The organism is Flavobacterium sp. RHBU_24 (assembly GCF_046613695.1).
GTDB lineage: Bacteria > Bacteroidota > Bacteroidia > Flavobacteriales > Flavobacteriaceae > Flavobacterium.
Genome location: NZ_JBKJHD010000004.1, coordinates 90,268 through 111,803, shown reverse-complemented (window position 1 = coordinate 111,803; position 21,536 = coordinate 90,268). Strand labels below are relative to the sequence as shown.

Below are 21,536 nucleotides of genomic sequence, written 5' to 3'. Positions count from 1 at the left end.
ATGTTGGATTTTTCGGTTGTCCCACTCTTCTATAACCGGATTATAGGCAATACAGCACTGTTTTAACCATTAGTAGCCTATCGGCATGCAGCGTTACATATTTTCTGTAAAAATTTAAACGGGTAATAAATTCATACGGGATATGTTCTTTACAATGCCTGTATAGAAACACAAAATTTCAATAAAAAATAAAACCACCCTTACAGGTGGCTTCATTTAAAATTATAATTCAAAATAATAATTTATCGCTGGCTTTTGATATAATCATTCAGTTCTTCTTTGCTGCTTTCAAAGGTAAAGGCGTTAACCACTTTAAAATAGTTGTTGCGCTCCACACAATAGCCGTATGCATATTTAGCCAGTTCCAGCTTGTTGTCTTCATACGTAAGCAGCTTAACTAACGATAGTATCTGGTTAGTGCTCATACAGTTTGTAGCGATAATCTCTTTGGCAGAGCTCAGTTTAGTATCGTCAAATTTAGCTGTCCTTACGGTTTCAAGCGCATCGCCAAAGTCGGTACTGTTCATAGCATTGCGGCAGCCCCCATTATTATAACCGTTATTATTCTGGTTGTTATAATTGCCCTGGTTGTTGCCATAGCCGCCGTTATTATTGTAACCTCCATTGTTGTACCCGCTGTTATTATACCCTCCGTTATTTTGGTAACCATTGTTGTTTTGGTAACCGCCGCCTGTCGTTGTGGTGGTTGTAGTAGTGGTAGTAACTACCTCATCGGCAGGTATGTTTACATTCATCCCAAAGCCTGGCATGTTTACATTCATTCCATATCCCTGGCCGTTTGTGGTGGTGGTTTGCACTACGGTTTCGTGGTATACGGTGCCGTCCGGCCCTATATACATATCGTTAGGCTCGCCATAGTGGTATACCGCGCAGTGTGCCGGTGGCGCCATGTTTTGCACAGCCGGTATGCCCGAATAAAACCTGAGGCTGCGTTTGCCTTTTTTATCTTTTTTAATACGATAGTTAACATCCAGCATCATACCGTCTGCATCTTCTATCATTACGGTTTTTTCAAGGGGCGCAATTTTTGCATTGGCAAAAACCACTTTGCATTTATAATACGGATTAGGCAGCATTTCTACACGCACATTGGTTTGCGCTGTTGTATTATAGCGTTCACCATTAAGTATAAGGTAAAAAGGTGCTCCGTCTTCGCTAAACACGGTAAGGTTGCCGGTTTGCATCTGGGCATTTGCACTAAGGGTAAAAAGCAGCGCAACTACTAGTGAGTAAAGTGTTTTCATTGTGTTTTATTTTACTAATTATTATGGTATCATTACAATATTGGCACCAAAAATACCAATATTTATTATTATTAATACAATTGGCGTGCCAAATGTTATAAATTAACAGGTGGAAGTAGTATCTGCCTTTATCTTAAGGCTTTAGTGTTTACAATTTTTATGCAGAATGTTGAGAAAGTATTTTCCTGCAAAATAAATTTGATACTTAAAAAAATATTAAAATTCTTAAAATACTCACAAGATTACTAAAGTATTCTTAATAAATGGGGGTGTGATTTGAAATATCCAAAATGTAAGTATAATTTTGGCTTAACAAAAAGTAACACAAAAAATACAGAACAACATGAAAAAAGTAAATTTGGTTTTAGGACTTGCGGCTGCGGCCCTTGTATTTACATCGTGCAAAAACGAGGCTAAAGAAACCGCCCAAAAAAATGTAGACCATTATGTAGTATTTGTTGACTCGGTAAACGGGCTTGACGAAGCAGAAAGGGAAGCTAACTGGGAAGCCATACAGGCAGAATATGAACTAAGGCTGGCCAAGGCAGACTCTGCACTTGCCGTACTTGAAAACGATGCCGAAACGGCAACGAAAGTTACAGAGAGTAAAGACAAATATGAAGTTGTAAAAACCACTACTATAACTAAGGTTCAGGAAAAACAAGCTGCAGAAGCTGCAGCCAACACAGCTGCACCGTCAGGATTAGCCGATACGCTTTTTGGCGCAGGTACTGTAGTAGGCAACGATATGACGTTTGCATGGGTAAATAAGGATAACATCCTTAGCGTGTACCAAAAATTTTATGAAACGTTTGATGCCAACAAAGATTCGTACTCAAGGCAGGATCTTGACAAGATAAAAGCATGGTATGAGGCACTTGACAACCGTAAAAACACAGTTGAAAAAGAAGGCCTTTCATCTTCAGACAACGGCAAGATTGCTAACCTTAAGCTAAAATTCGGCCCTAAATTTAAATGGGAGCGTATGACAGCTAAAGGCGAAGAGAACGACAATGCTAAAGATGCTGCTAACTAAGAATTATTAGAAGGTAATTATAAATTTGCTTGAGGCGCGCTGTTATAGTGCGCCTTTTTGCTATTTATTAGGGTTTATTTAGTTGGTTGTTAACGGTATATATTTTTGATGTGGAGTAAATTTATAGTACAGAAACTTTAAATATAATTGTTATGCCGGGAAGTACATCACCGGGCCCGCAGGTTAAGGATAAAGACCAGTATGAGGCCCTAAGGGACAAAGGCTACAGCAAACAGAAGTCTGCAAGGATAGCCAACAGTAAAGGAGCAGAAAAACGCGGTGGTAAAGCCGGCGCGTATGAAGGCCGCACAAAGCAGAGCCTGTATGAAGAGGCTAAGAAAGTGGGTATAGATGGCCGCAGTAAAATGACAAAGGCCGAGCTGGCAAAGGCGCTGCGGAATAATTAGTACCCCCTAAAACAGCCCCCACAAATTTTTAATGCCCAATACGGCATTTAGTAAAAACGAATTTGTAGTACGGATGGTAAAATGCTGTTTTGCCTGCCCGTGACGGAAAAACAAAAGGCCTAAATGGTACGTGTCTATACTGACCGTAACATTAGGGTCTTTTTTTAATGCTTCCCACGAAGATTCGAGGGCGGGTGTGGCATGCGGATCAGGCAGTACAATCACACTATTGTTGTTTACCTGCGGCAGCAGCTCGTTAAATACAGCCAGCAATGTAGCTTTGTCTTCGCCGCACAGTATGCCCATGTCGATTCCGCCCGGCACAGGCACTAAGGTAGAATAGAACCATATCTGGGCATCTATTTTTTCGCCGGTGGCGCGTATAATCTCTGTTATGGCAATGTCGCCGCTTCCTACCGCGATAAGCTTGTATGACTTAAAGTAATTTATAACCCTGAACAGTACCTGTAGCGCTTTTTTACCCGGCTTACCTTCAGGGATAGCCCTGTCATTGGCTAAAATGTGCTGCCGCTGGTAAAGCCCTTCGGTAAAAGCATATACAAAAGGGGAGTGGATGCCGTGGGCGTTGCTGGACTTAAATAGAAATGATATGTAGCTTAATGGTTTCATAATGGACTTACCCCCCGGCCCCTCTCCGAAGGAGAGGAGAGAGAGCTTCACTCGGTCGTTATAAGTTAAACGTCATATTTCCGTTCATTTCCCCTTTTGGGGCTTACTCCATCTTCGCGCTCAGCTCAAACCAGCGCTCTGTGCGTTCCTCAATTGTGTCGAGTACCTTTTGCAGGTCTTCGGCTTTTTTAGCAATGTCTTTATCGGCTATAGTGCCGTCTGCAAACTCTTTTTCTATAGCTTCCTTCTGGCGTTCCAGGTCTTTTATGTCTTTTTCTACCTTGTCAAATTCCTTCTGCTCATTAAAGGTCAGGCCGGGCTTTACATTAGCCTGTTTCCAGTTCTTGTTGTCGCCCACAGGCTTCAGGTCAGTTTTTGCAGGTTCCGCGCTGTCTTCATAACTGCGGAAATCGCTGTAATTGCCGGGAAAATCTTCCACCACACCCTGCCCGCGGAACACAAACAGATGGTCTACAATCTTATCCATAAAGTAACGGTCGTGGCTTACCACCAGCAAACAGCCCGGGTAGTCGAGCAGGAATGCCTCAAGCACGTTAAGTGTTACGATATCAAGGTCGTTTGTAGGTTCATCGAGAATCAGGAAGTTAGGGTTTTGTATCAGCACCGTACACAGGTAAAGTCGCTTAAGCTCGCCACCGCTAAGGCGGTCTACAAAATCGTACTGCTTTTTACGGTCAAATAAAAAGCGCTCCAGCAGCTGCGCGGCACTTATGGTGCGCCCTTTCGATAGGGGAATGTATTCGCCATATTCCTTAATAACGTCGATAACCTTCTGGCCTTCCTTTGGGTTGATGCCGCTCTGGGTATAATAGCCTATCTTGATAGTATCGCCGTGCACCACCTTACCGCTGTCTACCGGCAGGTTTTGGGTTATCATGTTAAGGAAAGTAGACTTGCCCGTACCGTTTTTGCCGATGATGCCTATACGCTCGCCACGCTTAAAGTTAAAGCTAAAGTTATCGAGTATTTTTTTGTCGCCAAACCTCTTGCTTATATTGTGCAGCTCTATAATTTTGCTGCCCATACGCTCCATATTAATTTCCAGCTCTACCACGTGTTCTTTGCGGCGGCTCTGGGCTTTTTCCTTAATTACGTAAAAGTCGTCCTGGCGGCTTTTACTCTTGGTGGTACGCGCCTTAGGCTGGCGGCGCATCCATGAAAGCTCTTTAACAAACAGGTTTTGCGCTTTGTCTATACTCGCGTTTTCGGCAGCTATGCGTTCTTCCTTCTTTTGCAGGTAATAGCTGTAGTTGCCTTTGTACTGGTACAGCTTACCATTTTCAAGTTCTATAATTTCGTTACACACCCGCTCTAAAAAGAAACGGTCGTGCGTAACCATAAATAACGTAATATTTTCTTTGGCAAAATAATTCTCCAGCCACTCAATCATTTCGAGGTCAAGGTGGTTGGTAGGCTCATCGAGAATTAGTAAGTCCGGCTTATTAATAAGGATGATGGCGAGTGAAAGGCGTTTTTTTTGCCCCCCGCTCAGGCTTTTAACCTTTAGCTTCAGGTCGTCCATCTTCAGCTTGCTGAGAATCATCTTATACTGGCTTTCAAAATCCCAGGCGTTATGTGCTTCCATGCCTTCAAAAGCCTTTTGGTAGGCTTCTGAATCGTCGGGATTTTCCAGCGCTTTTTCGTAGGCCTCAATCACGTGCAGTATTTCACTGTCCGATGCAAAAATACTCTCCTCGATGGTAAGCTCCGGGTCCAGCTTGGGCTCCTGGCTCAAAAACTGCATTTTTATCTCCTTACGGATCACCACCTGGCCGGTATCGGGCTGGTCTTCACCGTTTATAATTTTAAGGATGCTGGTTTTGCCGCTGCCGTTCTTGGCCACAAAAGCTATCTTCTGGTCTTTGTTGATGCCAAAAGACAGGTTTTCAAAAAGGGTACGCTCGCCAAATGATTTGGATATATTTTCTACAGACAGGTAATTCACGCTTACTAAGTTTTTTGCAAAAATAACCTTTTAATTATCAATTACGAATTATCAATTACGAATTGCGGAAAGCCGGCACGAATTACACCAATCTCACGAATAATTTAATTAATTTTTGTAGCATTGCAGCATAATTATCGTGCTATGCAAAAAGTTAGTCCTAAGGCCATTGTGAATGTTTTGTTGCTTTGCATCCTGGCCCTTTTGCCCTTTGTGTGGAATGGCAAAGGTAAGCCGCGTATAGACTATATTATTGCCGTATCGTTAGCCACCCTTGTATTGGGAATAATGAAGTATGTTTTGCATAAAAGGGCAGGAGAACCTATCGGCAGGCACATAGCGCTTACCATTATGGCGTTTGCTATATTTACATTACTGATCCTTTGTGTGGGCTATATCTACTATCTAAGGTCACGTGCCTACGCGTGTCCTGAAGGATAACGATTCTCATGTAAAATCCCTAAATTATTGCAAAGCTTTGTTTTTCGCATCAATAATCTCGGCAATATTTTCAAGGTAACCGGCATTGTGTTTATACTTTTCATGGCTTAACTGCAGTTCAAAACCCCGGAGTTTATACAGCTGGTCCTGGTCACGCACCTGTGGCTGTATGATGGGGATAAGCCTGCGATAGTGTGCCGCAAACTCATCGAGCGTAGGCGAATTTTGAAAAATGGTACTAAACACGGGGTTGCCATACAGGTAAAACCACGATGGCTTAATGTAAGCGTGTGATGCCAGTGCCCAGAACTTCCGGCGTTCTTCGGCGGTTTCTGTGGGCAGGTGCTGCATTTCGTGCAGGGCGACTTTCGCTTTTTTAAAGTTGGCATTAAAGCGCCTGTTTTGCCTTATTATAAAATACAGGAACAGCAGCGGCGAGAGTATGCGGCTGCACCAGTACAGCCCGGCGCCGTGGTAAGCGCTTATGGCAACCAGCGGGATAAACAGCAAAATAATCCAGGTGGGTATAAAAAACAGGCGGCCTTTTATACCGTTTATATCCATGGCGCTCACAATAAAAAACGCGGGATAGCACAGCAGTGCACGTCCTGTGCCTTCGGTAACCTCAAGGTACGCAAACAGCCCGTCGATGTTTAAATAGTAAAGGATGGCATAAAGCGCGCCCAGGATAATGCCCTGTAATATGGCATACCAGTTGAATATTATAACCATTGGTTGATGGAATTTTAGTGCATCCAAATATACATTTTTTTCTAAAATGCAAAATCAAATGTTAAATATTTATTAAGATTATTCTTTCATGTCGATAAAAACGCGCAACTTAGTATTAACGCCTAAAATAATTGTGAACCTTGTGGTAAAAACCGCAATTCAATAGCTAAAATGTATAATTTTACGGAAAATCCCTACTATGAACCCTACCCCGTTTTATACAAGGCTGGCACACATAAGCATTAGCATACTGGCCATTGGCTTTATTGCCGTATTAGGCAAAAGCATACTGGCGCCGCTTATCATTGCCTTGCTGTTTGCGCTGCTGCTTATACCGTTTGCTGCATTTTTAGAACGGAAACTGCGGTTTCCCCGGGCTATGGCGGCCTTTGTGGTATTGCTGGTGCTTATCGGAGGAATCAGCGGGCTTATGGTACTATTGGGCAGCCAGTTGAGCGAATTCGCGCAGGAGTGGCCGGCGTTCCAAACGCAGCTCATGCTTTCGTTCGACAGCCTGCAGGACTGGATTTCCCACTCGTTTAATATCAACAACCGCCAGCAGGCCGAATACATCAACCAGACCGCCGAAACCGCCCTGGGCCACGGTACCGAGCTTATAGGCACAACCTTAATTTCGTTATCATCGTCGCTTTTGTTTATGGTATTTATCTTCTTATATACATTTTTCCTGCTGCTGCACCGCAGCCTGCTTATGCGTTTTGTGGTGGCGCTATTCAGCGAAAACCATACACCCGTGGTGCATGAGGCCGTGGCGCGCATACAGTACATCATCCGCAAGTATATTGTGGGGCTGCTGCTGCAAATGGTTATTGTGGCTACGCTTACCTGGGTAACGTTTATGGTGCTGGGCATTAAATATGCATTTTTGCTGGGGCTGCTTACCGGCATACTTAACGTTATACCCTACGTGGGCATATTTACGTCGCTGCTGCTTTCGGCAACGGTTACTTTTGCTACCGGCGATACTACCCATGTGCTGTTTGTGGTGATTGCCATAGTGGTAATCCACCTGATTGACGGCAACTATATTATGCCGAAAATTGTAGGCAGCAAAGTAAAGCTGAACACGCTTACCGCTGTTTTGGGGCTGGTTGTGGGCGAAATGCTGTGGGGTGTTACCGGCATGTTCCTGGCTATACCGGTTATAGCCATAGCCAAAGTAATATTCGACAGGGTAGAAGGACTTAAGCCGTGGGGCATGGTGCTGGGAGAAGACGAACCGGCCACCCAAAACGCCATTCCCGCGAATGAGGAGCTGCCGCCGCTGGAGGAGTAGGAATTACGTAGCTGTTGTACTATCTTGGTTTACTCGCGCTGTTATTGCGAGCGGAGGCACGGAGCACTGCAATCTTAACCAAACACTATTCAAATAAGTTAGATTGCTTCGTTCCTCGCAATGGACGGCGCGTGAAGTAAATTGTGTAAATACTTTGCAAAAGTACAATCTATCATTTTATAAAGTACTGAAGGCTCTTCTTCAGTAAAATAATAGTGCTAATTTGTAAAATAAGTAGCTTAAAAAATAAATGCATTTTTTATTCGAAATCAATAGCAAAAAAATCCAAGCAAAGTACTGAAGGCAATCATTCACTAAAAAAAGATATACCGATTGTGTAACATTTTTTTTACATCGCTTAAATCCAATGGTTTGATGTTTTCGATTTTACACTAAATCTTGCCCAAAGGTGGAAAGAAAATGTGCCGATTGTGTAATATAAATGAGTTTTTGACGTAAAATGTTAAAGTTTTAGAGGTAACTGAGCCACCATTTTTTATGCGAACTTTTATAGCGGTCGTACCATCGTGACGGGAAATAACACAGCACTAAAACAAGCAGCCAAACCAGGTACGTATATGCCAGGTTAAACCCGAAATTTTCGCGGGGGCGGAAAGCGAATTCCATAGGCACCGTGAAGAGCTGGGCGAACGTAAAACCTTGTATGAAATATAGTGCAACGCACAGTAAATGAATAATATAGATGTGTATCAGGTAATAGAAAAACGGTACACGGCCAAAGGTATTCATAATACTGGCGAAGCCTTTTACCTGCACATTTTCCAGCGCGGCAAGCGCCAGCAGGGCAGGGCCGAGGGTCATACAGGCATACATAAGGGATGGCGGGTATTTTGTTACGTTTAAAAATGATAGCAATGTGTAGGTAATATCTTTTTGTTCAGACCATTGCGTGGGGTCTCCATAACTGTTGCCCAGCCGTAGCAGTATGAAAAATGTAATGAGCAGCAGCCCGGCATAAACCAACCTGCGCTGCCGTAGTTGCGGCGTAAAATACTGTGTATTAAACCATTTGCCGATGGCGTAACCCAGTAGCATGATGCCTGTCCACGGAAGTATGGCATAAGCCGAAAGCACCTGCACCGGGCCGATACTATACACCTGAAAATCAGTCATTATCAGGAAATCAGCCGCGGCGTGAACCGCAGGGTCGGGGAATATAAAGTAGTCTACTAAGTTGTGTGTCAGCGTTATAATGATTCCCAGCGCTACTGCCACCCAATACGGGAAAAATATAATGCCCGAAAGCAGTATCATGCTGCACCCTATGGCCCAGATAACCTGCAGGAAAATAAAGCTGAAAAAAGGGTCGAAACTCCACCCGAAAATTACAAGGGTAAGTTCCATGAAAATCAACCATAAACCACGGGTAAACAGGAAGATGGCGAGCTCTTTCTTAGTTTTCCGTAAGCTTTGCAAATAGATTGAAATGCCCGACAGGAACACAAATGAAGGCGCGCAAAAGTGGGTAATCCAACGGGTAAAAAACAGGATAGGGTAAGTGGTTTCGAGGTCGGTAGGGCTCTGTGTTACAGCATCAATATGGAAATAATCGCGGGTATGGTCGAGCGCCATCAGGGCCATAATAATCCCCCTCAAAATGTCGATGCTCAGTATCCTTTTTTTAATGGCCTCCATATATAAACTGTTGGTTAACAGCGTAAATATAGTTAAAGAGTTTGTTATTGTACAGAAAAAATGGCTGGAGACATGCTAAAATCGGAAATTTTGTCGCTTTTATGCGGCCTATTAATATGTTTAATGACAAAAAGTCATTAAAAAAGACATTTTGTCATTACATTTTGATTTGGTATAAAACTTGTCTTTCACTTCGCAAATAATTAATAATCCTAAAAAAATATATTATTATGAACTTAGTTAAAAGACACCACAGCAATGGATTTCCGGCAGTAATGGACGAATTTTTTAAAGACTGGAATGGCGGCAGCCAGCTGAACCACAGGGCTATACCCCCGGTAAACGTATTTGAAACAGAGCGCGGCTTCAGCGTAGAACTGATTGCCCCAGGCCTTAAAAAAGAAGATTTTGCTATTGAGGTTAACAACGGCCTGCTTACCATTTCTACTGAAGTTAAAACAGAAAGCGCAACCCAGGAAGAAGGAAAATTTACCCGCAGGGAGTTTGTGCTAAATGCCTTTAAAAGGACATTTACACTACCGGAAACTGTTGAAGAAGAAGGAATTAGTGCTGCATACACGGATGGTGTATTAAAACTTGCACTGCCAAAAAAAGAAGAAGCACTGCCTAAGGCAAAAAGAGCGATTGAGATTTCATAATGATGATTGGTTAGTTTGGTTTTAAAGCGCCCTCCTGTATGGGGGGCGCTTTTTCTTTTACATAGCAACCATAAATAAGTATACGCCTTTTGCTTAGGTATATTAGTTGTTTTCTTCTACGTAGCGCACCTTAAACGCAGAGCGTATAATAAGGCTTATAAACAGTACGCTGATTATTACCACAGTAGCATGCAGTGCTATAGGCATATAATAGGTATTAGCCGAACCCAGTTCACTAAAAAGGTTATAGCCGGCTACAGACATGATAAAAATATTGGGGAATAACAGTAGCATTCTCATAATCGTTTCATTTACAGATTATGGGTGCAATTTCAGGCTTTTAAATATTAAAATTTGCCAACTGCTTCATAATAAAGAGTTAAACTTCCGTTTGTACTTTAGTAGCCGTTAGATTTAAAATAATAATATTATTTGTAACTTAGTCCTATGAAACTGTATGAGTATAAGAAGCTAAATGAAGAAGAACAGGACCGTATCTTGTGGAACGACGGCGTGCTTATAGACGGCTGTATGGACGGCCATGTAAAAAAGCTGCTCTATGCCCTTGATAATTTTTATGTAGAATTATGGTACCATGTGCTTACCAATAAAGTACTGTGGCGGCTTAGTTTTAAGCAAGGTAAGCTCCTGGAAAAATACCTTGACAAATACCCCGTAAACGGCATGCTGGATTTTAGGGTATAACTTTTAGCATAAAATTATTTCCCTGAAAAAACAAGGCATACCGGCTGGCACAATTCTATTTTTTTACCCGTATCTGTTAGCAACCCGGTGCTTTTATCCCTTTTAAAAATGGCAATGTTATTAGTGTTTTTGTTAGCAACCAGCAAATAAGCATCATTAGGCGTAATGGTAAAATTGCGGGGGCCGCTGCCCTGTGTGCTTATCTGCTGCACCATTTGGAGCAACCCGTTAGCATGCACACGGAACGCCGAAATGGTATTGGCATCGCCGCGGTTAGTGGCATAAAGGTACTTGCCGTCGTTACTTATGTGGATGTCGGCAGCACCATGTTTGCCGCCCAATAGGTTAGGGGTAACGTTAAGTTCCTGCACCTGGGTAAGTTTATCGTTAACATAATCAAATGTGGTAATTAAACCTTCAAGTTCCTGTAAAACATATAAAAACGTACCGTTAGGGTTAAATATTAAATGGCGCGGGCCGCTGCCTGCCTTAACAGAAAATGACTCTTTAAGTGTAAGGGTCTTAGTGCCGCCTGTAGGGTTGTAGCTGTACATATATATTTTATCGGTACCCAGGTCGTTTGCAAACACATATTTTTTATCCGGGCTAAAGTACACCATGTGTGCGTGCGGGGCTTCCTGTCGGCTTTTATCCGGGCCGGAACCCGTAAGTTTTATAACCTGTACGGCATCGGCCAGGCTGCCGTCGGCTTTCTTGTTAAACACGCTGATGGTACCGCCGCTATAGTTGGCTACCAGCACATTTTTATCGTCGTTTATTATGTAGCACGGGTCGGCGCCATTGCTGTCGGTCTTGTTTATAAAGTCAAGTTTGCCGGTTACGGAATTGAATTTGAAACTGCTTACAGCGCTGTTTTTACCGTCTTCGTTTACACTGTAAATAAACTTTTTATCGGCGCTCACGGTAAGATAGCTTGGGTTCACTACACCTTCGGTATTTGATTTTAACTGGCATTCCAATGTATTAATGTTAAAATCATATACATAAATACCCTTGCTCGCGCAGGCTTTTGTGTATGTACCTACAATAAGGTTGTAATTATCCTGGGCAGTGGCACTCATAACAGCAAATAATGCTAAGGCTTTGATTAGTTTCATAGTAATGCAATTTAGCGCTTACAAATGTAATTTATTTAAATGTTTTGTGAAATTAATGGGCGGTAATCTCCGTTCCTATTACAATAAAAATGTGTATTTTTGACAAACTTTCAAGCGAATGCAGTTTAAACACCCGGACATTCTTTACTTTTTATTCCTGCTCATCATCCCCATACTGGTGCATTTATTCCAGTTGCGCCGTTTCCAGAAGCAATATTTTACCAATGTACGGTTTTTAAAAGAACTCAGCATGCAAACCCGCAAAAGCTCGGTCATTAAAAAATGGCTGCTGCTTGCTACGCGCTTATTGCTGCTCGCGTTCCTGATTATAGCCTTTGCACAGCCGTTTTTTAAAGCTACCGATGCCGATAAAAGCGGTAACGAAATGGTGATATTGCTCGATAATTCATTCTCTATGCAGGCCAAAGGCACCAGGGGAGAACTGCTAAAACGCGCCGTGCAGGACCTTCTTGAAAACACCCCCGAAAACCAGCAGTTCTCGCTTATTACCAATAACGGCGCGTGGTGGGATACTGATATAAAATCGATACAAAAAGACCTGCAAAACCTGCAATATACCGATGTGCCCTACCGCCCGGATTTCCTGTTTACCAAGGCTAAGGCCAAGAACCCGGCAACGGGCAAGGATGTGGTGCTGATTACCGATGCCATAGGGCTTGACAGTAAGTATGTGTCAGGGTTTGAAGGTACAACCGGCTATGCCATTATTCCCGAAGCTGAAACCACCCGAAACGTGGCGATAGACAGCGTATACATAAGCCAGGTGATGGATAATTTTTATGAAATAAAAGTAGCCATGCAGGCCTACGGCGATTTTAAGGATGATGTGCCCATTGCATTATACAACGGCGTAACGCTTACCGCGAAAACACTGGTAAAGTTTGACACGCCCGAGAAGAGCAGCACCTTTACCATCCCTAAAAAAGACTTTAACGGCAGGGTAGAGGTTAGCGACAACAGCCTGGCCTATGACAATACCTATTACCTGAGTATTTCAAAACCGGAGAAGTCGAACGTAATTGCCATTGGCGAAAGCGCAAAAAACGCCTTCCTTTCGCGCATTTATACCGCAGACGAGTTCAACTTTATCAATACCCCGCTTAACACCCTCGATTATAACATCCTGCAAAAACAGGATGCCATTATACTGAATGAATTGCAGGACATCCCGCAGTCGCTTATTACCACGCTAAAAGATTTTTATACCAAAGGCGGTAACGTGGTTATCATACCCGCCGCAGAGGGCAACATACAAAACCTGAACAGCCTGCTGGGGAATTTCAACGGGCCGGTGTACAAGCCCTTCAGCAAAACTGAAAAGCAGATTACTAAAATAGCCTTTAACCACCCGTTGTACCAAACCGTTTTTGAACGCAGCATTACTAATTTCCAGTACCCTAAGGTAAATGCGGGCTACACCCTATCGGGCAATGCGCTTCCGGTGCTAACGTTTGAAGACCAGACGCCGTTCCTGGCTTCGGTAACTAACAGGCTGGGCAATGTGTATGTATTTGCCGCGCCGGTTAATAAGGAAAACAGTAACTTCCAGAATTCTCCCCTAATAGTACCTACATTTTACAACATGGGGCAAAACAGTGGCAAAACCGGCATAAGCGCCATAACCATAGGCAGTAACCAGAGCCTGCTGCTCGATGCCGTATTGGCTAAGGATGAAGTGGTAAGCGTGAAGAATGGCGAGACCGACTTTATACCGGCCCAGCAGGTACTGAGCAATAAGGTAAAGTTATCCTTTGGTGATTACCCCGAAACAGCCGGTAATTACAGCATTTATAAGGGGTCTGAAAAACTGCGCGATATCAGCTTTAACCATGCGCGTACCGAAAGTAACCTGAGCCTTGAAAACCAGAGCGTACTAAGCAGCTTTACAAAAGCCGATTCGGTAGCAACGGTATATAACGATATTACATCGGGCCGCACCGCAAACGAATTGTGGAAATGGTTTATAATAGGCACCCTTATCTTCCTGATACTCGAATTATTGATACAAAAATTTGTAAAATAACATGAACCTGATCTTTAAAAATGCCACGATTATTGATGCAACCAGCCCCTTCCACAAACAGGCGGTTGATATTACGGTAGAAAATGGCATCATTACAAAAATAGGCGCTAACCTCGCTGCCGACGGTTTTAAGGTAATCGAACTTGACAACCTGCATATTTCTAAGGGCTGGTTTGACGCTTCGGTAAACTTTGGCGAACCCGGTTATGAAGACCGCGAAACCATAGCAAACGGACTTGCTACGGCTGCCAAAAGCGGCTTTACCGATGTGGCCGTTCAACCCACCGGAAACCCAATAGCGGAAAAACAGGCGGATATCGCTTTCTTAAAAAGTAAGTCGGCACACACGGCAACGCAAATACACCCGATAGGAGCGCTTACCAAAGGCAGCGAGGGTAAAGACATCGCCGAGTTTTTTGATATGAAAAATGCCGGGGCGGTAGCCTTTGGCGATTACCAAAAGTCGTTATCCGATGCTAACCTGCTTAAGATTGCGCTGCAATACATGCAGGATTTTGACGGGCTTGTGATAGCTTATTCTCAGGACGATAAAATAAAAGGAAAAGGTGTGGTGCATGAGGGAGAAGTGAGTACCCGCCTCGGCCTTAAGGGCATACCCGCACTGGCTGAGGAATTGCAGATAGCCCGAAACCTCTACCTGTTAGAATACACGGGAGGCAAGCTGCACATCCCCACAATCAGTACGGCAAAATCGGTTGCACTGATTCGCGAAGCCAAACAAAAAGGCCTCAACGTTACGTGTAGCGTGGCAGTACACAACCTGCTGCTGACTGACGATGTACTGTCTGATTTTGACAGCCGTTATAAAGTTGCTCCACCGCTGCGTACTGAAGAACACCGCAAGGCGCTGCTTGAAGGCGTGCTTGACGGTACTATAGACGTTGTTACATCTGACCATAACCCGCTGGATGTGGAGATCAAAAAACTGGAGTTCGACCTTGCCAAAGACGGTACTATAGGGCTTGAGAGCGCTTTTGGCGTACTCAATACATTGCTTCCGCTGGAGGTAGTGGTTGAGAAACTTACCGCTGCAAGGAATATATTTGGAGTAGCCAATCAGGATATTACTGAAGGCGCACCTGCATCATTCACGCTGTTTAACCCGGATGGTGAGTGGGTTTTTGAGAAAAAAGACATCCTTTCTAAATCGAAAAACTCAGCGTTCCTGGGGCAACAGCTAAAAGGCAGGGCTTATGGTGTTTACAATAATGGAAAACTGGTTTTAAATAATTAATATCATGAAAAGACTGTTTACCCTATTGGCTATAGCCACACTTATTTGCTCGTGTAACAAAGTAAAAGATAAGACCAAAGAAACCCTGAACAAAGGCGGCGAAGCCGTGGGCGAAATGGCTACCGAATTTACCGAGGGTGTTACCGAAGGGGTAGAGCGTACGCTTGATTGTAAGATAGTATTATCTGAAGAGCTTAAAGCAGGGGGGATAAGCTATGGCAAGTTTCACATAGAAAATGATTCACTGGGGAATGATAACAAATTGGTTATCTATATCATTACCGAAAAAGATTATAAAGGCAACCTTACTTTTAAGGTAACCGACAAAAAAGGCGTGGAATTTGGCAGGCAGCAGTTGGCGCTTGATGCAAAGGCCGGGGCTGCGGGCTACTATGATGTGGTTTTTGACCCGCGTACCGATATTGAAGTAAAAAGCACTATAGAAATAAACTAAATGGATACTAAAACAATAGAAGAGGGCAAAAGCACTGCCATTACGGCCTATATACTGGTGGTAGGCGCGCTGATTGCCATGTCTATGAATGCAGATAACAAAAACCCGTACGCCTCCTTCCATGTAAGGCAGGGGCTGGGATTATCAATACTTTTTGTTGCCATAGGCTACACGCTAAGTAATATATGGGCTGTAGAGTTTGTATTTCCTTTCTGGCTTTTTATAGCTGTGCTGTGGGGCTATGGGCTATACACTGCAATTTCAGGTCAGATAACACCGATGCCGCTGGTGGGGAAATTGTTCCAGAAAGTATTTAAAAAATTGTAATTGATGGAATTGTCATTATATCATCTTGTTAGAGAACCCAAAGTAAAATTGGATAAAAATCCCCTTTTGCTACTTATACACGGCTACGGCAGTAATGAGGAAGACCTGTTTGGCTTTGCCGCGCAGTTACCCGATGAGTATTATATCCTTTCAGTACGCGCGCCATACAACCTGCCGGGCTACGGTTACGCATGGTATGCCATAAACTTTGATGCCGGTATGAACAAATTTACAAACGATGTACAGGCGGCACAGTCGCGTGATTTGATTGCAAAATTTATAGATGAGGCCATAGCCAGATATCCCATAGATAAAGATAATGTAACGCTTATCGGCTTTAGCCAGGGCGCTATTTTAAGTTATTCCGTGGCGCTTAAACATCCTGAAAAGGTAAGCAGGGTGGCAGCACTTAGCGGTTACCTGCACCAGCCCATAGTTGCTGAAGACGTGCATACCAAAGACCTTTCGAATGTGAAATTTTTTATCTCACATGGTGTGGTAGACCAGGTTATACCGGTAGGCTGGGCACGTAAAGCCCCAGAATTCCTAAAAACTTTAGGCATTACAAACGAATACCATGAGTACCCTGTAGGGCACGGTGTGGCACCACAAAATTTTTACGACCTGTTAGCTTGGCTTAATAAGTAATCCGTGAAAAATATAGGCGCACTACTGTTTTTCCTGGCGTTTTTTACAATGCAGGGGCAGGGCATTGCGCCAAAAGTTGTTATTGATACTATAAGCTTCAAATATGATTTTGTTAATGTGGCGACCTATGATGTTTCGTATCCGCAACTGCGCATCGAAGAGCATGACTACGCTGCTTCGCTTATTAATAATGACCTAAAAACCTATTTCGCTACCGATACCCTCTCAATCTATAATGCAAAGATTAAGGATGATTTTACGCTTGAACAGGCAATAGCCGAAAGGAAGGCGATGACAGGTGAGGGCAAAACCTTACGGCCCGATGAATTTTTGCAGGATTTTGAAATAACCTGTCTGGAAGGTAACTTTATCAGTATCCTTGTTTCTAAGAATGTATTTCCGGCCGGTGGGCGTATTATGTTTGAAAGTTATGGACTGCAATATAACTTACTTACCGGGGAAAAGTTTATTATTGACGATTTTCTAAGCATAACTAACCAGCAACTTACTGATGCTTTTGTGCAGCACGGTTACCAGCTTAATTATCAGGATGAGGGGGTAGTAAAAGGCAAAATAGACGGGAAAGGTCTTGAACTGTATGAACACATAAGTTCGCTTGTTTCAAGAGACAATACCTGGATGATGGATTGTGCTGATTTTTATATAAAAAAAGACGGTAATGACATCCACCTGCTGCTGCGGCTGGAATGCGCCGGGCCCATGCCAATCGATATCGGCGTAAGCCTTGACTATTTAAAACCGTACATTGCTTATTATGAATTTAAAAATAAATACAAACTTTGGGGTGCTGATATTTCGCAACTCATTGGTAAAGAAATAAGCCCTTCAAAAACAGGCAGCTATATTGAATTTGATAAGTATACCATTAAAGAGGGAGGAGGCAATATCCTGACCCAAAACAAAGACAATTATAGTTATGTGTATAGCGTACTGTACTGGCAATCTGAAGCTAATAGTTACTATGTATTGGCCAGGAACAAGTTCAGGATAGGGAGTTTTACGGTAACCGACATCTTAACAATCCCGCGTGCAGATGTGCTAAAATACATAGTAGTTGATGCCTATTGCGAAAAGGGTGATGGCGGCGACCAGGAAATTATAGCCTTAGTTAATGATAAAGATAATCCTGAATACTACACCAAAATCGTAAAAGCGTGGCGGGCTAACCGCAATACCGGAAAGTTTGAAACTGTAAAACCAAAACAGGTAAAACGCTGCCGCAATGAGGGCTACGGCGCCGACGAAGACTAACTACCGGTTAGGTTTTGTTTAATATACACTTCGGTGGCGCCAAGGCCGTACTTCTGGTAATCGGCATCGCCAAAGGTAATGCCCTCATAGCGCCCCAGCATAAAGTCGAGTTCTGCTTTTAAAATCCCTTCGCCCACACCGTGTATAAACACCACCTTAGGCATGCGGTTGCGTATCGCAAATTCCAGTTGGCGCTTTGCCGTATCAGCCTGTAGCGTAAGGATGTCATAATTGCTCATACCCCGTTTGTTAGGCACCAGCTTCTCAATATGCAGGTCGATTTCCAGCACAAAGCCGTCGTTTTTCGACTTTTTCTCTTTTACAAACGAACGCTTTTTCGGCTCTTCCTTTTCACGCAATACTGCATTTACACTCTTCCCCGAAAAGAAGGAACGCATATCGGTATTTTGTATGGCCACCAGTTCAGCTTCATCAAAAAGCAGTTCAAAGCCGTCGGTAGTTTCTATCGCTACCTTGCCGCCCTGGTATTTTTTTACCACCCCGTTAAAAGAGTCGTCGAGCACGCTTACTTTATCGCCGGGTTTAAACTTCATCTTCATCGTCTTTCTGCTGGTATTTACTGGGTACGCTGTTCATAAGGCGCATCATGCCCAGCATAAATACAATAATTGCGCCTACCATAATGTAAACGTTTGGCTTCGCCAGCGATTGCTCATAGAGTGCAATAAAAGCACACGCAAACATAAGTATAATGTATAGTGTTTTCACCGTGTAAAAATACGTATTTATATTAAAGTAAAATCCCCTACTGTGCGCAGGGGATTATAAATGTTTTTTTAAGGCAGACTATGAAACTGCTGCGCCAAGTAGTGCAAAAACAAAAATAAGCGCATACATGCTCATAATTACTATTGTTAGTATACCAATGTATTTATAGTGCGATTTAAGGCTTTCGAGGCCCGCCGTAAGCTGTTCGGCATTGTTATCTGATATTGCCCTTTTGATGCGTGAACCAAACCTGTAAAGATACATAATTGGGAAAAAGTAAAGCAATACCATAACCAGGTAGATAAATGCCAGTACACCCGTACCCATAGCGCCCAAGGCTCCCATGCCCGGAGACAGTGAGCTAATCATTGAGCCGGCAGCAATCATAAAAATGGCGATAAGCACAATAAATCCAAGGCCTATAAAACCAATAATTGATAAGAAATAGGCCCATTTTCCGGCTTCTTTAAGGTGTTCTTTCGCAAGTTCGTTAAACTGTAGTTCAAAATTGTCAAACGATGAGGTTGTTGAATAATTGTCTTCCATAAATGTATTAAAATTGATTAGTTAATTTTCAAACTGTTTCAGGGTATCCGTAATTATAGCAATACACTCCCTAAGCTGGCCTTCAGTCATTACCAGCGGTGGTGCAAACCGTATGATGTTGCCGTGGGTAGGCTTGGCTAAAAGGCCGTTGTGCATCATGGCAACGCAAACATCCCAGGCGGTGCTGCTGTCTTCGGTATCATTAATTACTATGGCGTTAAGCAACCCTTTGCCGCGCACCTGAGTTACTATGCTACTGCCTGTGATATAAGCATTCAGTTCCTTCCGGAAAATAGCGCCCAGTCTTTCCGCGTTTTCGGCAAGGTGTTCGTCCGTTACTACCTCAAGCGCGGCTATAGCCACAGCCGCAGCTATAGGGTTACCCCCAAAGGTAGAGCCGTGCTGCCCCGGCTTTATAACATTCATAATATCATCGTTGGACAGAACTGCACTTACCGGGTAGGCGCCGCCGCTAAGGGCTTTGCCTAGTATCAATATGTCCGGTTGCACATCTTCGTGGTGCACGGCAAGCAGTTTGCCCGTGCGGGCTATGCCGGTTTGCACTTCGTCTGCTATAAAAAGTACGTTGTGTTTTTCGCAAAGCGCCTTTGCTTCAGCCAGGTAACCGCCCTGAGGTACGTATACGCCGGCTTCGCCCTGGATGGGTTCCACTAAAAATCCTGCTATAGTTGTATCAGACTCGAGCACCGACTCCAGCGCGGCAACATCATCATAGGGTATGGTTATAAAGCCTTCGGTATACGGGCCAAAGTTTTTGCGTGCGCCTTCGTCATTACTAAACGAGATAATTGTGGTGGTACGCCCGTGAAAGTTGCCGTCACATACTATTATCTTTGCCTGCTGCGCCGGGATACCTTTCTTTTCATAGGCCCATTTGCGGCACAGTTTTATGGCGGTTTCTACGGCTTCGGCGCCGGTATTCATGGGGAGTACTTTATCATAGCCAAAGTAGTTGGTTATAAATTCTTCGTATTTACCGAGCTTATCATTATAAAAAGCACGTGAGGTAAGGGTAAGGGTTTGCGCCTGTTTAACCAGCGCATTGATAATCTTCGGGTGGCAGTGCCCCTGGTTTACCGCAGAGTAGGCAGAGAGGAAGTCGTAATAGCGTTTGCCTTCAGCGTCCCACACATATACGCCTTCGCCTTTGCTAAGCACTACAGGCAGGGGGTGGTAGTTGTGCGCCCCATATTTATCTTCAAGGGCAATTGCGTTTTCGGTATTTAATTTGTCTAAAACCGGCATTGTGAATTGTAATTTTTATTTAAAAACGGCAATTCCTTCTTGAGGAGAGAAATCATCCTTACATAGTGCAAATTACTAAAAATATCAGAATATAGAAGAATACGCCAACGATTTAAGTAGAAACCTTAAACCCATTCTTCTCAATAATATTTTCAATAAGCACTGCGGCTTTTTCCCGAAGCCAGTCCGGTTCCAGTATCTCGCCTTTGTCGGCAAACATCATAAACCAGCGCAGCAGGCCTTCCTCAGCCCACTGGGTTAAAAAGGTCATTTCAAGGGTATCGCCATTATCTGTTTCAGAAACAAACCCGTACATATGCCTGCGCTCCCTAATGTAGGGAATGGTGTTTTTTGCCACGCGCAGCACCACTTTTTCAACGGGGAATTTCTCCCATTCTTTTGGATAAAGCTTGCGGTATTCGGTAAGGCTTACATGTTCCTGCTGTTTAATGTCGCTAAGTTTAATGGATGCTATACGGTCGAGCCGAAACTGCCGGTATTCCTCACGCAAGTGGCAGTAGGCAACGGTATACCAGTTGTCATTCTCATGGAATATGCCTATAGGCTCGGCCAGGCGGCTTTTTTCAGCCTCGCTGCCAAAGGCTTTATACGCCATCTGCACCGCTTTTTTTTCGGCAACGGCTTTAAGCAATATCTCAAGGCTGCCGTTATCGGGCATTGCATCGCTCCTGTGGCTGAACACGCTTATCTGGTTTTCCAGGTTATCTACCAGGTCTTTTTCGGTGGTGCGAAGCACCGCTTTTACTTTATATAGCGCCGATGCAAAATTATCGGTAAGCGCTTTATCCGAAAATTTTTCCATCAGTTTGCCCGCAGTAATAAAGGCCATAGCTTCTTCTGGCGTAAACATTACGGGCGGCAGGCGATAGCCATCTACCAATGAATATCCCGTTCCGGCCTCGCCATACAGGGGCACACCGGCTTCTTCCAGAGAACGGATGTCTCGGTACACGGTACGAAGGCTTACGTTAAAGCGGTCGGCAAGGTCTTGGGCACGCACCACTTTTTTGCTTTGCAGCTGAATGAGCATGGCGTTTATACGGTCGAAGCGATTCATAAAGC

The 21,536-nt window shown here is 43.6% G+C and carries 24 protein-coding genes; 12 read left to right on the top strand and 12 right to left on the bottom strand.

The window, feature by feature from the left end:
* Nucleotides 1-242: 242 nt before the first annotated feature.
* Nucleotides 243-1,265 carry a DUF4476 domain-containing protein gene (locus ACLI09_RS06215; RefSeq protein ID WP_411418735.1) on the bottom strand — a complete coding sequence of 341 codons (1,023 nt, stop codon included), beginning with the start codon at nt 1,263-1,265 and terminating at the stop codon, nt 243-245.
* A 343-nt stretch (nt 1,266-1,608) separates the two neighbouring features.
* Between ACLI09_RS06215 and ACLI09_RS06210 the strand changes: the two genes are divergently transcribed.
* The gene (locus ACLI09_RS06210; protein WP_411418734.1) at nt 1,609-2,301 is read left to right on the top strand and encodes a hypothetical protein; all 693 of its coding nucleotides are present in this window, start codon (nt 1,609-1,611) and stop codon (nt 2,299-2,301) included.
* Nucleotides 2,302-2,453: 152 nt separating this feature from the next.
* The gene (locus tag ACLI09_RS06205) at nt 2,454-2,708 is read left to right on the top strand and encodes a Rho termination factor (RefSeq protein WP_411418733.1); all 255 of its coding nucleotides are present in this window, start codon (nt 2,454-2,456) and stop codon (nt 2,706-2,708) included.
* Between the two features lie 6 nt (nt 2,709-2,714).
* On the opposite strand, the gene ACLI09_RS06200 is transcribed toward ACLI09_RS06205, so the two are convergent.
* Entirely contained in the window at nt 2,715-3,389 is a 675-nt protein-coding gene (locus ACLI09_RS06200; protein ID WP_411418732.1) for a hypothetical protein, read from the bottom strand.
* Nucleotides 3,390-3,441: 52 nt separating this feature from the next.
* Nucleotides 3,442-5,304 carry an ABC-F family ATP-binding cassette domain-containing protein gene (locus ACLI09_RS06195; RefSeq protein ID WP_411418731.1) on the bottom strand — a complete coding sequence of 621 codons (1,863 nt, stop codon included), beginning with the start codon at nt 5,302-5,304 and terminating at the stop codon, nt 3,442-3,444.
* Nucleotides 5,305-5,448: 144 nt separating this feature from the next.
* Here ACLI09_RS06195 and ACLI09_RS06190 point away from each other — a divergent pair, with 144 nt between their 5' ends.
* A complete protein-coding gene (locus tag ACLI09_RS06190) occupies nt 5,449-5,745 on the top strand; it encodes a hypothetical protein (RefSeq protein WP_411418730.1) in 297 nt (98 codons plus the stop codon).
* Nucleotides 5,746-5,769: 24 nt separating this feature from the next.
* Here ACLI09_RS06190 and ACLI09_RS06185 read toward each other — a convergent pair whose 3' ends face one another.
* A complete protein-coding gene (locus ACLI09_RS06185) occupies nt 5,770-6,477 on the bottom strand; it encodes a hypothetical protein (protein ID WP_411418729.1) in 708 nt (235 codons plus the stop codon).
* Nucleotides 6,478-6,676: 199 nt separating this feature from the next.
* On the opposite strand from ACLI09_RS06185, the gene ACLI09_RS06180 reads away from it, so the two are divergent.
* On the top strand, nt 6,677-7,774 hold the full coding sequence (locus ACLI09_RS06180; protein WP_411418728.1) for an AI-2E family transporter: 1,098 nt from the start codon (nt 6,677-6,679) through the stop codon (nt 7,772-7,774).
* 471 nt (nt 7,775-8,245) lie between these two features.
* Here the strand turns inward: ACLI09_RS06180 and ACLI09_RS06175 are convergent, their stop codons facing one another.
* Complete coding sequence (locus ACLI09_RS06175; RefSeq protein WP_411418727.1) at nt 8,246-9,430, bottom strand: DUF1624 domain-containing protein; 1,185 nt, start codon at nt 9,428-9,430, stop codon at nt 8,246-8,248.
* Nucleotides 9,431-9,660: 230 nt separating this feature from the next.
* Here ACLI09_RS06175 and ACLI09_RS06170 point away from each other — a divergent pair, with 230 nt between their 5' ends.
* Nucleotides 9,661-10,089 (top strand): Hsp20/alpha crystallin family protein, encoded by a 429-nt coding sequence (locus ACLI09_RS06170; RefSeq protein WP_411418726.1) that lies wholly within the window; start codon nt 9,661-9,663, stop codon nt 10,087-10,089.
* A 102-nt stretch (nt 10,090-10,191) separates the two neighbouring features.
* Here the strand turns inward: ACLI09_RS06170 and ACLI09_RS06165 are convergent, their stop codons facing one another.
* Nucleotides 10,192-10,389 carry a hypothetical protein gene (locus ACLI09_RS06165; protein ID WP_411418725.1) on the bottom strand — a complete coding sequence of 66 codons (198 nt, stop codon included), beginning with the start codon at nt 10,387-10,389 and terminating at the stop codon, nt 10,192-10,194.
* Between the two features lie 147 nt (nt 10,390-10,536).
* On the opposite strand from ACLI09_RS06165, the gene ACLI09_RS06160 reads away from it, so the two are divergent.
* On the top strand, nt 10,537-10,794 hold the full coding sequence (locus ACLI09_RS06160) for a hypothetical protein (RefSeq protein WP_411418724.1): 258 nt from the start codon (nt 10,537-10,539) through the stop codon (nt 10,792-10,794).
* Between the two features lie 14 nt (nt 10,795-10,808).
* Here ACLI09_RS06160 and ACLI09_RS06155 read toward each other — a convergent pair whose 3' ends face one another.
* Entirely contained in the window at nt 10,809-11,912 is a 1,104-nt protein-coding gene (locus ACLI09_RS06155) for a lactonase family protein (protein ID WP_411418723.1), read from the bottom strand.
* 118 nt (nt 11,913-12,030) lie between these two features.
* Here ACLI09_RS06155 and ACLI09_RS06150 point away from each other — a divergent pair, with 118 nt between their 5' ends.
* The 6 genes from ACLI09_RS06150 to ACLI09_RS06125 are packed head-to-tail and all read left to right on the top strand — an operon-like array spanning nt 12,031 to nt 17,912.
* The gene (locus ACLI09_RS06150) at nt 12,031-13,956 is read left to right on the top strand and encodes a BatA domain-containing protein (protein ID WP_411418722.1); all 1,926 of its coding nucleotides are present in this window, start codon (nt 12,031-12,033) and stop codon (nt 13,954-13,956) included.
* 1 nt (nt 13,957) lies between these two features.
* On the top strand, nt 13,958-15,211 hold the full coding sequence (locus tag ACLI09_RS06145) for a dihydroorotase (RefSeq protein ID WP_411418721.1): 1,254 nt from the start codon (nt 13,958-13,960) through the stop codon (nt 15,209-15,211).
* Nucleotides 15,212-15,215: 4 nt separating this feature from the next.
* Nucleotides 15,216-15,665, top strand: a complete 450-nt coding sequence (locus tag ACLI09_RS06140; protein ID WP_411418720.1) for a hypothetical protein — start codon at nt 15,216-15,218, stop codon at nt 15,663-15,665.
* Nucleotides 15,666-15,992, top strand: coding sequence for a hypothetical protein (locus ACLI09_RS06135; protein WP_411418719.1), 327 nt, complete (start codon nt 15,666-15,668; stop codon nt 15,990-15,992). It abuts the gene before it with no gap.
* Between the two features lie 3 nt (nt 15,993-15,995).
* Nucleotides 15,996-16,640 (top strand): alpha/beta hydrolase, encoded by a 645-nt coding sequence (locus tag ACLI09_RS06130; protein ID WP_411418718.1) that lies wholly within the window; start codon nt 15,996-15,998, stop codon nt 16,638-16,640.
* 3 nt (nt 16,641-16,643) lie between these two features.
* The gene (locus ACLI09_RS06125; protein ID WP_411418717.1) at nt 16,644-17,912 is read left to right on the top strand and encodes a hypothetical protein; all 1,269 of its coding nucleotides are present in this window, start codon (nt 16,644-16,646) and stop codon (nt 17,910-17,912) included.
* Here ACLI09_RS06125 and ACLI09_RS06120 read toward each other — a convergent pair.
* From ACLI09_RS06120 to ACLI09_RS06100, 5 genes are all read right to left on the bottom strand, one after another.
* A complete protein-coding gene (locus ACLI09_RS06120; protein ID WP_411418716.1) occupies nt 17,909-18,466 on the bottom strand; it encodes a Smr/MutS family protein in 558 nt (185 codons plus the stop codon). The two genes, ACLI09_RS06125 and ACLI09_RS06120, sit on opposite strands and share 4 nt — an antisense overlap.
* On the bottom strand, nt 18,456-18,641 hold the full coding sequence (locus ACLI09_RS06115) for a hypothetical protein (RefSeq protein WP_411418715.1): 186 nt from the start codon (nt 18,639-18,641) through the stop codon (nt 18,456-18,458). The genes ACLI09_RS06120 and ACLI09_RS06115 overlap by 11 nt, the downstream gene beginning before the upstream one ends.
* Before the next feature lie 78 nt (nt 18,642-18,719).
* Entirely contained in the window at nt 18,720-19,187 is a 468-nt protein-coding gene (locus ACLI09_RS06110) for a hypothetical protein (RefSeq protein WP_411418714.1), read from the bottom strand.
* Between the two features lie 21 nt (nt 19,188-19,208).
* Entirely contained in the window at nt 19,209-20,453 is a 1,245-nt protein-coding gene (gene rocD / locus ACLI09_RS06105) for an ornithine--oxo-acid transaminase (protein WP_411418713.1), read from the bottom strand.
* 112 nt (nt 20,454-20,565) lie between these two features.
* Complete coding sequence (locus tag ACLI09_RS06100) at nt 20,566-21,531, bottom strand: helix-turn-helix transcriptional regulator (RefSeq protein WP_411418712.1); 966 nt, start codon at nt 21,529-21,531, stop codon at nt 20,566-20,568.
* Nucleotides 21,532-21,536 lie beyond the last annotated feature (5 nt).

Coding starts and splice junctions, on each gene's coding strand:
- ACLI09_RS06215 (WP_411418735.1), bottom strand. CDS start 1,265: ATGAAAACACTTTACTCACTAGTAGTTGCGCTGCTTTTTACCCTTAGT.
- ACLI09_RS06210 (WP_411418734.1), top strand. CDS start 1,609: ATGAAAAAAGTAAATTTGGTTTTAGGACTTGCGGCTGCGGCCCTTGTA.
- ACLI09_RS06205 (WP_411418733.1), top strand. CDS start 2,454: ATGCCGGGAAGTACATCACCGGGCCCGCAGGTTAAGGATAAAGACCAG.
- ACLI09_RS06190 (WP_411418730.1), top strand. CDS start 5,449: ATGCAAAAAGTTAGTCCTAAGGCCATTGTGAATGTTTTGTTGCTTTGC.
- ACLI09_RS06185 (WP_411418729.1), bottom strand. CDS start 6,477: ATGGTTATAATATTCAACTGGTATGCCATATTACAGGGCATTATCCTG.
- ACLI09_RS06180 (WP_411418728.1), top strand. CDS start 6,677: ATGAACCCTACCCCGTTTTATACAAGGCTGGCACACATAAGCATTAGC.
- ACLI09_RS06175 (WP_411418727.1), bottom strand. CDS start 9,430: ATGGAGGCCATTAAAAAAAGGATACTGAGCATCGACATTTTGAGGGGG.
- ACLI09_RS06170 (WP_411418726.1), top strand. CDS start 9,661: ATGAACTTAGTTAAAAGACACCACAGCAATGGATTTCCGGCAGTAATG.
- ACLI09_RS06165 (WP_411418725.1), bottom strand. CDS start 10,389: ATGAGAATGCTACTGTTATTCCCCAATATTTTTATCATGTCTGTAGCC.
- ACLI09_RS06160 (WP_411418724.1), top strand. CDS start 10,537: ATGAAACTGTATGAGTATAAGAAGCTAAATGAAGAAGAACAGGACCGT.
- ACLI09_RS06155 (WP_411418723.1), bottom strand. CDS start 11,912: ATGAAACTAATCAAAGCCTTAGCATTATTTGCTGTTATGAGTGCCACT.
- ACLI09_RS06150 (WP_411418722.1), top strand. CDS start 12,031: ATGCAGTTTAAACACCCGGACATTCTTTACTTTTTATTCCTGCTCATC.
- ACLI09_RS06145 (WP_411418721.1), top strand. CDS start 13,958: ATGAACCTGATCTTTAAAAATGCCACGATTATTGATGCAACCAGCCCC.
- ACLI09_RS06140 (WP_411418720.1), top strand. CDS start 15,216: ATGAAAAGACTGTTTACCCTATTGGCTATAGCCACACTTATTTGCTCG.
- ACLI09_RS06135 (WP_411418719.1), top strand. CDS start 15,666: ATGGATACTAAAACAATAGAAGAGGGCAAAAGCACTGCCATTACGGCC.
- ACLI09_RS06130 (WP_411418718.1), top strand. CDS start 15,996: ATGGAATTGTCATTATATCATCTTGTTAGAGAACCCAAAGTAAAATTG.
- ACLI09_RS06120 (WP_411418716.1), bottom strand. CDS start 18,466: ATGAAGTTTAAACCCGGCGATAAAGTAAGCGTGCTCGACGACTCTTTT.
- ACLI09_RS06110 (WP_411418714.1), bottom strand. CDS start 19,187: ATGGAAGACAATTATTCAACAACCTCATCGTTTGACAATTTTGAACTA.
- rocD (WP_411418713.1), bottom strand. CDS start 20,453: ATGCCGGTTTTAGACAAATTAAATACCGAAAACGCAATTGCCCTTGAA.
- ACLI09_RS06100 (WP_411418712.1), bottom strand. CDS start 21,531: ATGAATCGCTTCGACCGTATAAACGCCATGCTCATTCAGCTGCAAAGC.